The sequence below is a fragment of the Legionella steigerwaltii genome (assembly GCF_001468065.1).
GTDB classification, from domain to species: Bacteria; Pseudomonadota; Gammaproteobacteria; order Legionellales; family Legionellaceae; genus Legionella; species Legionella steigerwaltii.
Window position 1 is genome coordinate 32,612 of the sequence record NZ_LNYZ01000044.1, and the last position, 16,438, is coordinate 49,049.

Consider the following 16,438-nt stretch of genomic DNA (forward strand, 5'->3'; position numbering starts at 1 on the left):
GAGAGAGATAATGTGTAGGTCACATTATAGCCATAACTAGGCTATGTGGGTAAAGACCTCCTCAGTAAAAAGGGCCACTTATTTCAACTTACTGGTTACAAAATCCCAATTGACTAAACTCCAGAATGCGGAAACATAATCAGGGCGTGCATTACGATAGTCAATATAATAAGCATGCTCCCATACATCGCAAGTCAATAACGCAGTTAAGCCATCAGTCATTGGCGTACCCGCATTGCTTGTACTGATTATTTTTAAAGCCCCGGCATTATCTTGAACAAGCCAGGCCCAACCTGATCCGAAAGTCGTGATTGCAGTTTGTGTGAATTGCTCTTTAAACTTACTGAATGATTCAAAATGCTTATTAATCGCTTCGGCTAACTTACCTTTAGGCTCGCCACCACCATTGGGACTGAGGCAATGCCAATAAAATGTATGATTCCAAACTTGTGCTGCATTGTTAAATACCCCACCCTTTGCTTTTTTGATAATTTCTTCCAGAGTCATGGATTCAAATTCAGTTCCAGGAATTAGTTTATTCAAATTGGTAACGTAAGCTTGATGATGCTTGCCATAATGATATTCTAGAGTTTCACTGGAAATGTGGGGTTCTAACGCATTCTTGGCATACGGTAATTCAGGCAATGTAAATGTCATCCTAATCTCCTATTATTTAATTCTGCGGGTAAGTGTAGCAGGAAGGACATGATATTCAATGAAGATTAACCAGAATACTAAAAAAAGCTGAGTAGATACCGCGAGGACTGGATTTGCTATCATTAAAGAGTATGGTTTATAGACTTCACAAGAAATTTTTGATTATTATTAGACCAAATGGGCCATTAGTTGGCTTTTAGCGTAAGATCTGTTAATCTATTGCGCTAAAAATTTATTGGTTGCGGGCTTAACAGGTTTTCGCGATAATGAGCGTAATTAATTTTATTATTTAAGGTGTGTGAGTGGATACTTTAGAAAAAATTAAAAAGCAAATAGCAGAAAATGCCATCCTGCTTTATATGAAAGGTTCGCCGAAGATGCCACAATGTGGATTTTCTGCGCGTGCAGTACAATGCATTGAATCATGTGGTGTGGATTTCGCCTATGTAGATGTTCTTGCTAATCCTGACATTCGCCAAACATTACCGCAATATTCTGATTGGCCCACTTTTCCGCAGCTCTATATAAAGGGAGAATTAATCGGCGGTTCTGATATCATTGCGGAGTTATTCCAACAAGGTGAATTAGAAACCATGCTGCGTGACGCGATTACCGCATAATATTGGGTTAATACCATAAATAATAACTATAATGATGGAGATCATAGAATGAGTGTATTAGTGGGACGAAAAGCCCCTGATTTTACCGTAGCTGCTGTTATGCCTAACGGGGAGATTATGGATAAATTTAATTTACACGAGCATTTAAAAGGTAAGTATGGTCTCGTGTTTTTTTATCCTCTTGATTTTACTTTTGTATGTCCTTCCGAATTGATTGCTTTAGATCATCGAATTGATGAGTTCAAAAGTCGTAATGTTGAAGTGGTTGCTGTTTCTATTGATTCACACTTTACTCATAATGCATACAGAAATACTCCAATTAATAAGGGAGGCATAGGCCCTGTTCGGTTTACGATGGCTGCGGACATGACCCATAGTATTTGTCAATCCTATGGAGTTGAGCATCCAGCTGCAGGTGTTGCATTCCGAGGCGCATTCATTATTGATACCAATGGTGTAGTTCGTTCACAAATCGTTAATGATTTGCCTATTGGTCGTAACATGGATGAAATTTTAAGAATCGTTGATGCGGTACAACACTTTGAAGAAAATGGTGAAGTTTGTCCTGCCGGCTGGGAAAAAGGTAAAGCAGGTATGAAGGCATCTACGGAAGGTGTTGCTGCTTATCTAGCGGAACATTCTGAAACATTGTAAGTCTATATAAGCTCGAGAGCCCAAGAATCCCTTCTCCCACTGGTGGGGGAGGGACAGGGGTGAGGGGGGGCGAATCAATACCCTCATCCGCCCTTACGGGCACCTTCTCCTCTGTGAGGAGAAGGGAAATTCCTTATTCATGTAAGTTTAAAAGTGATCTTTACATTTAAATCTTAAAGTTAGGGTGCACTTTTTAATATATTACCTGTATTTGGATTGCTTTCGTTTACAATTTCCCGCAAACCGGTTTTTAAACTTGCTGTTTTGCTTTTTGAACCGGATTTACCTAACACCTCTTCCAAACCTGTGGTAGCCTCACCAGCAGCAATACTTAATTCCATCTTAGTAAACACAGGTTTTACTTCCCCGTCTTTAATGGGAACATCGAATTTGCATTGACCTGAAATTAGGGGGGTACAGTCTTTTTTGACGGATTTCACTGGTTGAAACTCAGGTGTTTCAGCATTGCTTCTTTGTGAAATTGAGCCACTATATTGAAATACTTCTTGTACCATAAAACCGGTCTCTGTAGTATTTAAATATATACGGCGCTCTATACCAGGGGCTTTTCCTTTATAAAGCATTCTTCCCTGCTCAGTAAGAGTGCATTTTACTTCTGATTCTAAACGACAAAGGAGTCCGCCTTGATGTAACATCCCACATACTTGTTTTAGCATTTTGTTATCTAATTCAGATGGTGAAGGAATAAGCTTTTGTAAAACAGAAGTTATAAATTTTTTTTGAACCTCACTGTCGTTGCTATCAAGTTCATCAGTAGTATCCAACCCAGCATCATCAAAAAGTTTTTTCACTGATTGCCCATTAATAATTAAAACATCTTTTAAACGTGACCAATCGAGTATTAGTTGTGACACATCCGCATCCCGTGAAAAATCAAGAGATCCAATTTTTTTTTGTATTTCAGGATAGTCAGGCATTTTATGTATCCACATATTAATCTATTTGATTAATTATAGATCATATCGGGTGTGAGAGATAAATTTATGAGCACCTTCTCCTCGTGGAGAGAAGGGAAGTTCCTTATTAATGGGTAGAGCATCCCAAGCAATTAAGTTTTAATTTTTTCGAGTTATCCTTTGCTGCATCCTGATTCTTAATTTTCTTGTATGTCTTTCCAGATATTGGCCATGTGACAGAATAAATCGGCAGTTATTTCTGCATCATAAATCGCTGAATGTGCTTCTTGAGCATTAAACTGAATTCCTGCCGCTTGAACTGCTTTGGCTAACACCGTTTGTCCATAAATGAATCCACCCAATGTTGCCGTATCAAAGCAAGTAAAGGCGTGGAATGGGGATTTAACTCCGGTTCTTTTTATCGCTTCCTTTATAAACAACAAATCAAACCATGCATTATGGCCGACCAAAACAGCGCGTTGACATTGAGTTTTTTTAAGTGCTGCAAAAATAGGCTTAAATAGATTTTGTAACGCAATTTTTTCATCTACAGCAAAACGTAACGGTTGGTAGGGATCAATTTGATTGAATTCTAGGGATTTTTGATCCAATTCGGCACCAGGAAAAGGCAAAATATGTTCAAAGTAACGCTCCCCACGTTGAAGATTACCTTGTTCATCCATAAAAATTAATACGATACACATTTCCAACAATGCATTCTTGTATGGATCTACCCCCGCTGTTTCTACGTCAACAACTACAGGTAAAAAACCACGGAATCGTTCTTTTAAATTCATGCAAGGTAAACTATCACGCCGACTCATGAACGCTCCATTGTATGGTTTCACCTGCAGCAATTGGGACAACTTGACCAGAGCCGAAAGGCAAAGAGTCGGGTATAGTTTGCGGGGATTTAATTAATTCAATGTGTTGCTGATTGATAGGTAATTGATAGAACTCAGCACCAAAGCGACTGAGGAAATGGTTGAGTTGTTTTAACTGGGCCAATTCATCGAATACTTGTGCATATAAAGCGAGCGCGAATGGCGCAGAATAAATTCCTGCACAGCCACAAGCATTTTCCTTTGTATTGACACTATGTGGCGCGCTATCTGTTCCAGCAAAAAACTTAGGATTACCACTGCATGCAGCATACTGCAATGCTTTTTGATCCTTTTCATGTTTCAAAATAGGTAAGCAATAATAATGTGGTCTCAGTCCGCCAACGAGCAATTTATTTCGATTATATAATAAATGATGTGGTGTAATCGTTGCTGCAACAGTTTCAGGGGCTTCAGTCACATATTCGACTGCAGCTTGAGTTGATATATGCTCAAGAACAACTTTCAATTTGGGAAAATTTTTTACAATGGGTTTTAAATACTCGTCAATAAATAAAGATTCGCGTTCAAAAATGTCACTGTGCGTCACTTCACCATGAATTTGCAGCACTAAATTATTATTTTGTAAGACTTCAAAAAGAGGATAAAGATCTTTTAGCGATTTCGCACCTGCTTCAGAATTGGTTGTTGCACCGGCTGGGTAAAGTTTTGCACCGAGAATATAAGAAATATTTGCTGCTTGATGTAATTCTTCAGCACGCACAGAATCATTGAGATAAAAAGTCATGTACGGCTCAAAATCACTTCCTTTAGGTAGTGCGCGCAGAATTCTATTTCGATACTCATTAATGGCGGGTAACGTAGTTAGAGCCGGTTTAAGATTTGGCATAACTAACGCACGAGCAAAGTGTTGTGCACAATCTATTACTGTGTGTTGTAATACCTCATTATCCCTAAGATGGACATGCCAATCATCAGGTCGATTAATTATTAGTGTTTGCATAGTAAAGATTCCTGCGTTCTTGCCGATAACTAAGGATAACATGAAAACAGCTGCGGGAATGAGTAAAAGATGGCATTTGTGGATCACAAAGGACAATTTCTAACATGTATTGCATTGAGTGCCATGCTTACAATAAGTACAGCATATACGATGACTCCAGTTCATTTTGCAAATCCCTTGGGGGCAAAAGGATGGCGCGTAAGTCGCAATCCAATTCGATGCGGGTTATCACTTACCATTCCGAATTACGGCATTGCGTATTTTGAGCAATATGCGGCTAAACCACCTCATTTTATTATACGTACCTGGAATGAAGTACAGCGGTATTTACCTACGAAACTGATTATAACCTCACCTATGTGGAAGCCGGGAGTACCACCTGTTTTAGCAGGACAATTAATGATTAAACCCGGTGAATACGGTCTTTATCTGAGGCGAGATGCTACTTTAAAGTTACTTACTTTTCTATTGCAAGGCTATGAACCAAATTTTAGTTACCGTGCCGAAACAGGTTTTCCTACAACAGTTGCTTTGTCGCCGATTGGATTTCAAAAACCATATTCCCGCTATCAAGAATGTATTGGCAATCTATTACCATTTGATTATGAACAAGTAAGAGAGAGTGTGTTCCATTATAATGAAGATGGAAGAGAATTAACTGATGAATATAAGGATCAATTGCGTCGTATAGCAGCGTATGTAGATGCAGACAGTCAAATACAAGAAATAAGAGTCATCGGTTATGCTGATGCAAATGGTCGTAAGGGTTATAACAATGCCATATCTGAAGACAGAGCACGGACTGTTAAAAAATATCTGTTAAAGCTTGGTGTCGCTAAAGAAAAACTTCATGTGACTTGGGTTGGTGAACTTTATCCAATTGCTAGAAATGATACCGATGCAGGCCGAGCAGCAAATCGAAGAGTCGTGATTACTCTAATAAAGAAATAGATTATGAAAAATTAGGGGCTATTATTTTACTGTCTTGGTTAAATACTGCGACTTTATGTGTTCCGATATTCACATGCTTCGTGCGCCGCATTAAAATCACGTGGTTCAAACGAGCGAATTATAAACGGACATATTTATAGATCATTTAATTTATGAAAAGGTTGCAACTTATCATATATTCACTATATTACTTATCCTTAACATTTCATTCCAAGTCAAAGCTTCTTGAACATGAGACGTTGAGGGTGGTTTTGATGTGCAGATATAAAGAATTGCCATGCTGTTCAAAAAAAATATCTAATGAGCAAAAAAGATATATCCCATTGAAAAATATTAATTTTTTTTAATAAATCTTCTTGACTTATTCTATTCCACTGCTAATACTCACACTGTTGCATGCATCGACCTGAAGCGACGAAGGCATGCTAATGACAACTCCTAGTAGAGAGTTATCAATGAAATAGGAAACAATAATAATTTATGCGGAGACATAAGCATGTTAAGTTTAAAGAAAACTACTTTGGCTATATTAGCTTTGGGCAGCAGTTCACTATTTGCTGGTACTATGGGTCCAGTTTGCACCCCAGGTAACGTTACAGTTCCATGCCCAAGTACTGGATGGAATGTTGGTGGACAAGCGCTTGTTTTACAAGTAATGACCGATAACGATGTTTCTTTTGATTTGGATGCAACTCCAACTGGTGTTTCTCTTGACACTGATTTGTCTGCACAATGGGACTGGGGTTTCCAAATTGAAGGTTCTTACCATTTCAATACTGGTAATGACATCACTTTGACTTGGTATCACTTAGATACTGGCTGGAATAACCATGAGTTTTCACCAGATTTCGATCCAGATTTATTAATCGGTTTTGGTCACAAAAACAGATGGGACGCAGTTAACGGTGAATTAGGTCAATTTGTTGATTTCAGCGCTAACAAGAAAATCCGTTTCCATGGTGGTTTCCAATTCGCTAGCATCAAGAGAAGTGTTCATGCATTCGCTGATGAAGCTCCTGAGCTTGTCGATGGTGTTGTTGTAGAGCCAGGCGTTTCTTTAGGCTTCGAGGGTAGCACCCAATACAACGGATTTGGACCACGCACTGGTATCGATATGAACTATGTATTCGGTAACGGTTTTGGTATTTATGCTAAAGCAGCTACTGCAATATTAGTTGGTACAGCTAAGCATGGATTTGATTTAGATACATTTGATCCTGTAACTGGTGCTGAAGTGTTTGATTTCGACATCAGCGGAAACAGAACTGCAATCGTTCCAGAACTGGAAGCTAAGTTAGGTGCTAGCTATGATTACGCAATGGCTCAAGGTGACCTGATTCTTGACGCTGGTTACATGTGGTTTAACTACTTCCATGCGTTAAATGCGACCGTGCTGCCTGTAACAGCTACTGACTTCGGTGCTGCTGGTCCATATTTCGGCCTGAAGTATATAGGAAACGTTTAATTCGCTATCATTTTAATAAATTTAATCAATACTGTTGACTTTATGAAGGTCCGGTTAGATAATTGAGCAAGGTACGCTCTCGGTATAGAGCGAATATGCGTACCGTTGCTAACAATTTAAAATTGGTAACGAACGGAAATAATAATAAAAAAGTGGAGATAAGCATGTTAAATTTGAAAAAAACAGCGTTAGCTGTTCTTGCTTTAGGTAGCAGTGCAGTATTCGCTGGTACCATGGGCCCAGTTTGCACCCCAGGTAATGTTACTGTTCCTTGCCCAAGCAGTGCATGGGATGTTGGTGGACAAGCTCTTGTTTTACAAGTAATGACCGATAACAACGTTTCTTTAGATTTGGATGTTACTCCAACTGGTGTTTCTATTGACACAGATTTATCTGCTCAATGGGACTGGGGCTTCCAAATTGAAGGTTCTTACCACTTCAACACTGGTAATGACATCACTTTAACTTGGTACCATTTAGATACTGGCTGGAATAACCATGAGTTTTCACCAGACTTCGATCCAGATTTATTAATCGGTTTTGGTCACAAAAACAGATGGGATGCAGTTAACGGTGAATTAGGTCAATTCGTTGATTTCAGCGCTAACAAGAAAATCCGTTTCCATGGTGGTTTCCAATTCGCTAGCATCAAGAGAAGTGTTCATGCATTCGCTGCTGACGTAGATGCTGATGCTGATGACATCCTTGTTGGATTCCGTGGTGACACTCAATACAACGGATTTGGTCCACGTACTGGTATCGATATGAACTATGTATTCGGTAACGGTTTTGGTATTTATGCTAAAGCAGCTACTGCAATATTAGTTGGTACAGCTAAGCACGGATTTGACTTTGATACATTTGATCCTGCAACTGGTGCTGAAGTGTTTGATTTCGACATCAGCGGAAACAGAACTGCAATCGTTCCAGAACTGGAAGCTAAGTTAGGTGCTAACTACACTTATGCTATGGCACAAGGTGACTTAACTCTGGATGCTGGTTACATGTGGTTTAACTACTTCCATGCATTAAATGCAACTGTATTACCAGTTACTGCAACTGACTTCGGTGCTGCTGGTCCTTACTTCGGTCTGAAGTATGTTGGAAATGTTTAATTTCTTAATTGATTAAGATCTTATAAAAGCCCGTCATTAAATGATGGGCTTTTTTTTTCTAATGGAGTATTCATGTTTAAGAAAGCAACTATAGCTGTATTAGGATTGGTAGCAGGTGTAGCTACTGCTGGTAGCATGGGTCCAGTGTGTACCCCAAGTAATGTTACTGTTCCATGTGTTACAAATCTCTGGGATTTTGGTGCGCAAGCGCTCTATTTAAGATCAATTTATGGTCCTAACAAGGCTATAGATTTTGGTACATTTCCATTAAATAAAGAAATAAAAAGTGATTGGAATTGGGGATATCGTTTAGAAGGTTCTTATCATTTTAATACTGGGAATGATATAACAATTAATTGGATGCATTTCAGTACTTCCATAGACCCAACAGAATTGGCCGGTTTTCTGACCATACCAGCAATAGGATTGCCTCTAATTCCAGCTCCTTTTGATTTAGTAAGTCGCAATAGAATAGACCAAGTTAATGCAGTTATGGGTCAGTATACAGATATCAGCATGAGAGATAAAATGCGTTTCTATGCTGGTCTACAATATGCGAATATTGAATCAACGTCTAAAAACTATTACATAACTGAAGAAATTCCTTTTATTGGAAGTAATCCATTTTCTAAATTTGACAATACCGATTATAAAGGATTTGGACCAGTTGTTGGGATTGATTACTCTTACTATCTTACAAACTCACTCAGTTTAACCGCAAATGGAGCAGGCTCAATCCTCATTGGTACAAATAAATATCATGCTGGTTTTGTAGTATCACCAACTCAGGCTATAGTAGAACAAGTGTTCTTCCGCAAGAAAGGCGTTGTACCCAGCCTAGAAGCAAAACTTGGTGTGAATTATGCTCATGCTACACCTATTGGAGTTGCAAATATTCAAGCGGGCTATCAGATAGTAAATTACTTTAACGTGTTACTGGAACAACCATTCCCCAATTTAATTGGTCCCGTTCGTCCAGTTGATTATGGAGTTTTTGGCCCATATTTTGGCCTAAAGTTAATTGGCAACGCTTAACGTATTCCAATCGCATAACATAAAATCTATCATTTAATTGAAACCCATACATACGCTATGGGTTTTTTTTATACAAATCATTGAGTTGCAAAAATTAAGCAAATTTGTGAAAAATAAGCTAGCCACTCCTTGTTTACCAAGATATAATTTTCTGCCCTACCCAGTGTGGAAGTAAAAATAATGAACAGGAGTACCGCATGCAGTACAAAAAAATCATATTGGCCCTAGTCTGTTTGTCATCGCCACTCTATGCGGAACATGATCAACAGTTGCAACGTCAAATAGCTCATTTACAAAAACAGGCAGAACAATTACAAACTCAATTAAATGCCTTACAAAAGGAACTTGTCTCGAGTAAAGTAAAACACTCGGCTAAGACGATAAAAAAAGAAACAAAGAAACAAGTTCCTGCCCCTCATAAAAAGCATGGAAAAAAACACGAGCATAATCGAACGCCGCAAGACCAAATGGTTAAATACCATTCCTCAACTCTATCGGTACATACTCCTGTAGAACATCCGGAATCAATAGGATTTTATCCTACCGCTTTGGTTGCGGACAATCGTGTAGTTACTTATATCGCAGGAACACCTGTAGTCGCCTCACCCTATTTGGGGGATAGACCAGCGTTTGATGGCTCTGACTATATTGTAAACATTTCAAGTATTAATCGCGACATTCGCTTGATGCAGCAACGTCGAAGATTATATAGAGCATATCAAAATATGGGGTACCCAATCCCTGATAGACCAATTATTGCGCTTAGTGGTAAAGCAGAACCAGTAGGGATGGTAAATAGCAATTACGTTGGGGGTACCAATGTTGATTTAACTCTAGGTTCAAGCGAATTAGATGTCGCGGCTGCATTAAACCAAAATGTTGAGGCTTATATTGCGGTTGCTTATGATGCCAGTCCACCTGAGGTTGGCCCAAGAATTAATAATTCAGCGTTTAACCTTAATATGGGCTTTGTGAACATTGGTAATTTGGATAAAACTCCATTTTATTTTACGGCAGGACAATTGTATGTCCCCTTCGGACGTTATTCCAGCTCCATGATCAGTTCCCCATTAACTTTGGACATGGGACGCACAAAAACAAGACCGTTTATTCTCGGTTATAAATCCCAAGAGGATACTGGACCATTTGTCGCAACCTACATATATCGAAGTGACACCACGCTAGGAAGAGCAGGTGTAGGTGGGGTAAATGCGGGATATACCTATGCATTTAACGAGATCCATGGAGAGGTAGGCGCAAGCTACATCAGTTCGATTAATGATGCAGCAGGAATGCAAAGTACGGCAGCGAACCCAGGAACTTTTGGTGGTTTTGGTTCCTTGCTTAATGGAAATGAGGCAGTACGTAAGACTCAAGCTGTAGATGTGTACGGTAACTTAGGATACGACCGATTTAACTTTGCTGCTGAGTGGGTTGGCGCGGTCGAGGCATTTCGGGCCCAAGATTTAAGTTTTAATGGTCGTGGAGCTCAACCCCAAGCAGTGCAAACTGAAGTTGATATGACGTTTAGAGCGTTCAATAGACCTTCTTCCATTGGTGTTGGTTATCAATGGACTAAAGACGCGCTCGCTTTAAATCTGCCAGAACAACGTTTTATCGGGGTATTTAATATTTCTATTTGGAAAGACACTGTAGAAAGCATCGAATACCGACATGAAATAGATTATGGGAAAAATCAATTTGCTAATGGAGCAGCACCTCCAGGACTTGTAAACGCACCTACTGTGGGAACAGGTGGCACTGCAGATACAGTTTCTGCGCAAATCGGAGTTTATTTCTAAGCTTAGAATCTGATGTAGCCTGGGCTTTGTAGCCGCAGATTAGATCGGTAGGTTGAGCCAAGGGCCCAACCTGCTGATCAGGCTACAGTACCCGTCTCTTGTAAAGTGTCTTGAGGAAAGTCGGTTTTGGGCCACATGGGAAGCGTCCAATAAAGACAACAAACTGTGCTATCTTTTATCATATAGAGCGTATTTCATAAAGGAAAGGAGCATGTGTAAATCTTACAGCATGCCAAGGTCCATATTCACACCGTCTGGTATAAAGATATTTGCATACCGCCTAAGTGTACTGTTTGTCATGTTACTTCTGTATACTTCTTCTTACGCATCAAAAATTATTGAACTCAATATCAAGGGGACGATTGGCCCTGCTACCGTAGATTATGTTGCGCGTAACATCGATAAAGCACAACACGCAGATTTAATCCTGATTACTCTTGATACCCCTGGGGGACTTGATGAAGCAATGCGGGCAATAATTCAAAAATTTTTATCATCTAATGTTCCTGTAGTCGCTTATGTCAGTCCATATGGTGCACGAGCTGCAAGTGCTGGAACATACTTACTTTATGCCAGCACTATAGCCGCCATGGCTCCAGGAACTCAATTGGGGGCAGCAAGTCCAGTCAGTTTGGAAGCGACAGGTTTGGGCAACGAAAGTTCGAATAAACAAACAACCTTGGATAAAAAAATTACTAATGATGCTGTGGCAACAATACGTTCCTTAGCCCAATTGAGAGGAAGAAATCTTGATTTTGCTGAAAAGGCAGTTTTGAATGCTGAGACATTAACCGCTACAGAAGCCTTAAAGGAAGGAGTTATTAATTATATTGCAACGGATGAAAAGGATTTACTCACTCAGTTGAATGGTGTATCAGTAATGCAAAACAATCAAAAAATAACACTTAATACCAGTAATCCGGATATTCAGCGAGTCGAACCAGACTGGCGTACACGATTTTTGTCAATAATTACTGACCCAACAGTGGCCTATCTTCTTTTGTTGCTTGGAATATACGGTATTTTCTTCGAATTAGTTAATCCAGGACATCTATTGCCGGGGGTAATTGGTGTTATATCAATATGTATCGCACTTTATGCATTCCAATTATTACCGATTAATTATGCGGGGTTCTTCCTTATTGTGTTAGGAATAGGGTTTATTATAGCGGAAGCATTTGTACCCGCTTACGGTACTTTAGGCGGTGGAGGTACAATTGCATTTATTATTGGCTCTATCATGTTACTTGATAGGAATAATGCACTGTATCATATTGCGTGGTCAGCAATAGCGGCAATGGTGTTCGTGAATATCCTGCTTTTTGTGATTGTGTTGGGGATGGCGATAAAGGCCAGGCGACAAAGTGTAAGGCATGGTGTTGTTGTTTTGCTCGGTGCTAAAGGACGTACATTGGGCGATATAAATTTAGAAGGACAAGCAATGATTCACGGTGAGATTTGGAGCGTCCGCTCAAAAAAATTCATTGCTGCAAACACGTCAATAAAAGTTATTGCAACTTCGGGACTGGTGTTGGACATTGAAGAAGATGCAGATAATCGAGGAGAGTAAAAAATGGGACCTTTTTTAACGGTAATCATCGTACTGATTCTGCTACTTTTGATATCAGCAGTTAAAGTATTTAGAGAATATGAACGAGGCGTAGTTTTCATGCTGGGCCGCTTTTGGCGAGTAAAAGGACCTGGTTTAGTACTTATTATTCCAGTAATTCAACAAGTGGTACGAGTCGACTTACGTACCATCGTCATGGATGTCCCCAGTCAGGATGTTATATCCAAAGATAACGTTTCTGTAAGAGTCAACGCAGTCTTATACTTTCGCGTTGTGGCGCCAGAAAATGCAATCATCCAGGTAGAAAATTATTATGAAGCAACCAGTCAACTGGCCCAAACAACACTTCGCTCCGTGTTGGGACAACATGAACTGGATGAAATGCTTTCTGAACGGGAACAATTAAATAGTGACGTACAAAAAATACTGGATGCACAAACAGATAACTGGGGTATCAAAGTGTCTAACGTCGAAATTAAGCGCGTTGATTTGGATGAGAGTATGATTCGCGCAATTGCAAGACAAGCTGAGGCAGAACGTGAGCGACGAGCTAAAGTGATTCATGCCGAAGGAGAGTTACAAGCCTCTGCAAAATTATTAGAAGCATCACAAGTATTGGCACAGCAACCGCAAGCGATGCAGTTACGTTATTTGCAGACTTTAGCTACTATAGCAAGTACGAATAACTCAACCATTGTTTTTCCCATGCCAATGGAATTAGGTGATATTTTATCGAATATGGCTTTGAAGAAATAATAAAACAAATTGTAGCCTGGGTGAATGCGTAACTCGGTATTCCTGCTCATTTCCCCGGGTTGCGGCTTACGCATTCACCCAGGCTACAGCAAGCCTTTTAAAAGAAAATAAATCACCTGGAACATCGAAATATCGCGTGCACTATCAATACAATCTTTCGTTTATCCGGCTTTTATGATAGAACACTCATTTTGAAGAATTCATGAGGTTTTTACTGTGTCAATTAAATCAGATAGATGGATAGAAAAAATGGCGCTTGAACATGGGATGATCTCCCCATTTCAACCAGGACAAGTGCGTGAAAATGAGAATGGAAGAATTATTTCCTACGGTGTATCCAGTTATGGGTATGATGTTCGTTGTTCTAATGAATTTAAAATTTTTACCAATATTAATTCTGCCATTGTGGATCCTAAAGCTTTTGATGAAAACAGCTTTGTCGATGTGCACTCTGATGTATGCATTATTCCCCCCAATTCGTTTGCATTAGCGAGAACTGTAGAGTATTTCCGAATTCCACGTAATGTTCTAACCATTTGCTTAGGCAAATCTACGTACGCACGCTGTGGAATTATTGTGAATGTAACCCCCTTAGAACCGGAGTGGGAGGGACATGTCACGTTAGAGTTTTCAAATACTACGACATTGCCCGCCAAAATTTACGCGCATGAGGGCGTAGCACAAATGCTCTTTTTAGAGGCTACGGAAGTCTGTGCTGTTTCATATCGTGATCGTGGCGGAAAATATCAGGGACAAACTGGTGTTACTCTCCCTAGGACTTGAGGTTCATACGCTACTCACGGCTGTATTTGGCGCCTTTGCGCGAAAATCCAACCGCTCCTCAAGATTCTAGCATACTTCCTAAACCGTTGTATTAAATTGGATAATAAAAATAAATTCTGTAGCCTGGGTTTCACTGCGCTTCACCCAGGCATACGATATGCGACCATTGATATTGGAATAAATCAATTTACTTTATTCTTCATCAGGTAACTTATATTTATCTCGTGATGCATCAACACGTTCACGTAATTCTTTTCCTGGTTTAAAGTGAGGACTGTATTTCGCTTTAGTCACAACCTTTTCGCCAGTCTTGGGATTATGGGCATTGCGTGGAGGTCTATAATGAAGAGAAAAACTGCCAAATCCCCGAATTTCTATTCTTTGATTTTTAATGAGTGCACTACTCATTAATTCCAATATCTTATTTATACCATCAGCAACTTGCTTTTCAGTAAGATGTGTCATTCGAGCAGCGATGTGTTCAATGAGTTCCGATTTGATCATATCCACCTCGTGTTGTCGCGTTTTTCAAAGTCTGCTACCAATACAGATTAGGTGCTGACAATTGTCCCTTGTTTTATAAGTATAGACTGGGAAAAAAATTATTCAATGTTTTCAAGACAGTTAGTCAAAGTAGTTTTTCGAAAATGAATATAAGCAAAAATGACACCCCAACTCATTTCAACTTTAGTGCGTCTTATCAAAGTAAAATGGCTTGAGGATAATGTTTTGCTGGTTGTAATGACTGTTTTAAGATGCGGCAAATGATCAAGTTTAGCGCAGAGCTTTTCCCACATAGGTCCAAAAAAAGCAGTGGAATTGATAAAAACAAGAGTTGCATCATTTAAATTCACTTCAAGAAAATCACCTAAAATAAATTTAATTTTTTTTGCTTGCGCTGCATAGTCTGCTATTTTTGCCAATTGTTCGGCTTGTTTGCATGCTACAACATAAAGTTGGGGAAACAATTCAATTCCTACACTTTTGCACACAGGGAAGACCATGCCGCAGGCCAATACTGCTTTACCTGTTCCTGAGCCCAAATCATAGAATACGGTTGTCTCGTCGGGGCGGGTTAAGGATAAAAGAGCAATAAACGATGAAAATTCGATTTCTCCATAAGCATATTCCATTGCATCATATTCTTTGCGAGCATTTTGTGAGAGTATGAAGCCATTGACACCTGTATAGAGTTGATGGAACACTTGAGCGTGCCTTTGTAAGTTTAATGATTTTTGCCAACGAATTACATTAAATTGCTTTCTTCGGAGCCTTACATGAACGAGCAAGGTTAAAAGTACAAGAAGTAAGCAAAAAAAATAGGGTATCCAGTGGTTCAAAATAATCCTTTATTTATGTGCCATTCCAAAACTAGGAATTGTTAATATATCCGATTTATTCGGTTTTATAATGCATTTCCTATAGAAGTACTCTACTTAGGTATCGGACGATTATAAAGTACGTAAAAACACATTGATATCTGTCTTATTATTGTATAATAGAGTAAAATTATATCATCTAGTATAGAATTATAATGTTAAGTATTATTTTATGACTAGGTTTTGATTTAAGAAGAGCGAGAGTCATTGTAAATTTATGCTCATGATGTTTGTTAGTTAATATTTCCTTAATTTTGATTCATTAGAATGAAATTATATTAAGGGGTGGGAGAGTATTATGGCGGGTTTTTTTAATAATAGAGCTTATGTGCATCATGAGCCTAGGCCACGTGCAGAATACCGTTTTATCAACGTCGGTACAGAACAATTTCATGCTGTTGCTGTGGCTATGATCGATTCGTTACAAAGTACTTCCCAACGGGGTAATGATGCGATTTTGAAAAAAATTTTGGAACGTTTTTATCTACACTTCCCCAAATACATAAACAACCAGCCTTACTTAACTCTACCAGAGCGTATGGGAATGTTACTCAATAGTTCGCGTAAGTCAGAGTTAGTGGAATGTATGGCTTATGTATTACGCCAGCTGACGGTGGATGAGCTATATACTCATCCTTTGATGTATCGTGACGTGTTTGATGGATTAAGCGCTGATACTCCAAAAAGTTATTTGCGTGATCCCACAGTAAAATTACCATCAAGTGCTTTAAAGGCCTTGGCGCAGACACTGGGGATTAGTGTTACATTATCTTTTAAAGAGATCGGAAAGGAACTGAGAAAAAGAGAAGTATTACCCTGGCGTCTAAAAGTTATTGATTTTATGTGATATTCTACGCGCTTTTGACTAAATCAATTTGTTGAGATGAGT

17 protein-coding genes are annotated in these 16,438 nt (G+C 39.1%); 11 read left to right on the plus strand and 6 right to left on the minus strand.

What is annotated here, in order from left to right:
- Nucleotides 1-78 precede the first annotated feature (78 nt).
- Nucleotides 79-657: a superoxide dismutase [Fe] gene (sodB, locus tag Lstg_RS17295; RefSeq protein WP_058478864.1), complete on the minus strand. Its 579-nt coding sequence runs from the start codon at nt 655-657 to the stop codon at nt 79-81.
- 302 nt (nt 658-959) lie between these two features.
- On the opposite strand from sodB, the gene grxD reads away from it, so the two are divergent.
- Together grxD and Lstg_RS17305 are read left to right on the plus strand one after the other, a co-directional pair.
- Nucleotides 960-1,277, plus strand: a complete 318-nt coding sequence (gene grxD, locus Lstg_RS17300; protein WP_058478865.1) for a Grx4 family monothiol glutaredoxin — start codon at nt 960-962, stop codon at nt 1,275-1,277.
- A gap of 48 nt (nt 1,278-1,325) precedes the next feature.
- The gene (locus tag Lstg_RS17305) at nt 1,326-1,931 is read left to right on the plus strand and encodes a peroxiredoxin (RefSeq protein ID WP_058478866.1); all 606 of its coding nucleotides are present in this window, start codon (nt 1,326-1,328) and stop codon (nt 1,929-1,931) included.
- A gap of 179 nt (nt 1,932-2,110) precedes the next feature.
- Here the strand turns inward: Lstg_RS17305 and Lstg_RS17310 are convergent, their stop codons facing one another.
- The 3 genes from Lstg_RS17310 to pyrC form a co-directional block, all read right to left on the minus strand.
- Entirely contained in the window at nt 2,111-2,743 is a 633-nt protein-coding gene (locus tag Lstg_RS17310; protein ID WP_133129212.1) for a hypothetical protein, read from the minus strand.
- A 302-nt stretch (nt 2,744-3,045) separates the two neighbouring features.
- Entirely contained in the window at nt 3,046-3,672 is a 627-nt protein-coding gene (gene rnt, locus Lstg_RS17315) for a ribonuclease T (protein WP_058478868.1), read from the minus strand.
- A complete protein-coding gene (gene pyrC, locus Lstg_RS17320; RefSeq protein ID WP_058478869.1) occupies nt 3,659-4,693 on the minus strand; it encodes a dihydroorotase in 1,035 nt (344 codons plus the stop codon). Before pyrC ends, rnt begins: the two co-directional genes overlap by 14 nt.
- Before the next feature lie 69 nt (nt 4,694-4,762).
- Here pyrC and Lstg_RS17325 point away from each other — a divergent pair, with 69 nt between their 5' ends.
- The 8 genes from Lstg_RS17325 (at nt 4,763) to dcd (ending at nt 14,170) form a co-directional block, all read left to right on the plus strand.
- A complete protein-coding gene (locus tag Lstg_RS17325; protein ID WP_058478870.1) occupies nt 4,763-5,644 on the plus strand; it encodes a flagellar protein MotY in 882 nt (293 codons plus the stop codon).
- A 496-nt stretch (nt 5,645-6,140) separates the two neighbouring features.
- Nucleotides 6,141-7,109, plus strand: coding sequence for an Lpg1974 family pore-forming outer membrane protein (locus Lstg_RS17330; RefSeq protein ID WP_058478871.1), 969 nt, complete (start codon nt 6,141-6,143; stop codon nt 7,107-7,109).
- Nucleotides 7,110-7,273: 164 nt separating this feature from the next.
- Nucleotides 7,274-8,224: an Lpg1974 family pore-forming outer membrane protein gene (locus tag Lstg_RS17335; RefSeq protein WP_058478880.1), complete on the plus strand. Its 951-nt coding sequence runs from the start codon at nt 7,274-7,276 to the stop codon at nt 8,222-8,224.
- A gap of 72 nt (nt 8,225-8,296) precedes the next feature.
- Nucleotides 8,297-9,259, plus strand: coding sequence for an Lpg1974 family pore-forming outer membrane protein (locus Lstg_RS17340; RefSeq protein WP_058478872.1), 963 nt, complete (start codon nt 8,297-8,299; stop codon nt 9,257-9,259).
- Nucleotides 9,260-9,456: 197 nt separating this feature from the next.
- Complete coding sequence (locus tag Lstg_RS17345; RefSeq protein WP_058478873.1) at nt 9,457-11,061, plus strand: LbtU family siderophore porin; 1,605 nt, start codon at nt 9,457-9,459, stop codon at nt 11,059-11,061.
- Nucleotides 11,062-11,272: 211 nt separating this feature from the next.
- The gene (locus Lstg_RS17350; protein WP_415583212.1) at nt 11,273-12,631 is read left to right on the plus strand and encodes an NfeD family protein; all 1,359 of its coding nucleotides are present in this window, start codon (nt 11,273-11,275) and stop codon (nt 12,629-12,631) included.
- A 3-nt stretch (nt 12,632-12,634) separates the two neighbouring features.
- Nucleotides 12,635-13,387 carry a slipin family protein gene (locus Lstg_RS17355; protein ID WP_058478874.1) on the plus strand — a complete coding sequence of 251 codons (753 nt, stop codon included), beginning with the start codon at nt 12,635-12,637 and terminating at the stop codon, nt 13,385-13,387.
- A 216-nt stretch (nt 13,388-13,603) separates the two neighbouring features.
- A complete protein-coding gene (gene dcd, locus Lstg_RS17360) occupies nt 13,604-14,170 on the plus strand; it encodes a dCTP deaminase (RefSeq protein WP_058478875.1) in 567 nt (188 codons plus the stop codon).
- Nucleotides 14,171-14,362: 192 nt separating this feature from the next.
- Here the strand turns inward: dcd and Lstg_RS17365 are convergent, their stop codons facing one another.
- On the minus strand, nt 14,363-14,674 hold the full coding sequence (locus tag Lstg_RS17365; RefSeq protein WP_058478876.1) for an integration host factor subunit beta: 312 nt from the start codon (nt 14,672-14,674) through the stop codon (nt 14,363-14,365).
- Nucleotides 14,675-14,772: 98 nt separating this feature from the next.
- Nucleotides 14,773-15,510 (minus strand): methyltransferase, encoded by a 738-nt coding sequence (locus Lstg_RS17370; protein WP_058478877.1) that lies wholly within the window; start codon nt 15,508-15,510, stop codon nt 14,773-14,775.
- Nucleotides 15,511-15,847: 337 nt separating this feature from the next.
- Between Lstg_RS17370 and Lstg_RS17375 the strand changes: the two genes are divergently transcribed.
- Entirely contained in the window at nt 15,848-16,396 is a 549-nt protein-coding gene (locus tag Lstg_RS17375) for a hypothetical protein (protein WP_058478878.1), read from the plus strand.
- Nucleotides 16,397-16,438: the final 42 nt, after the last annotated feature.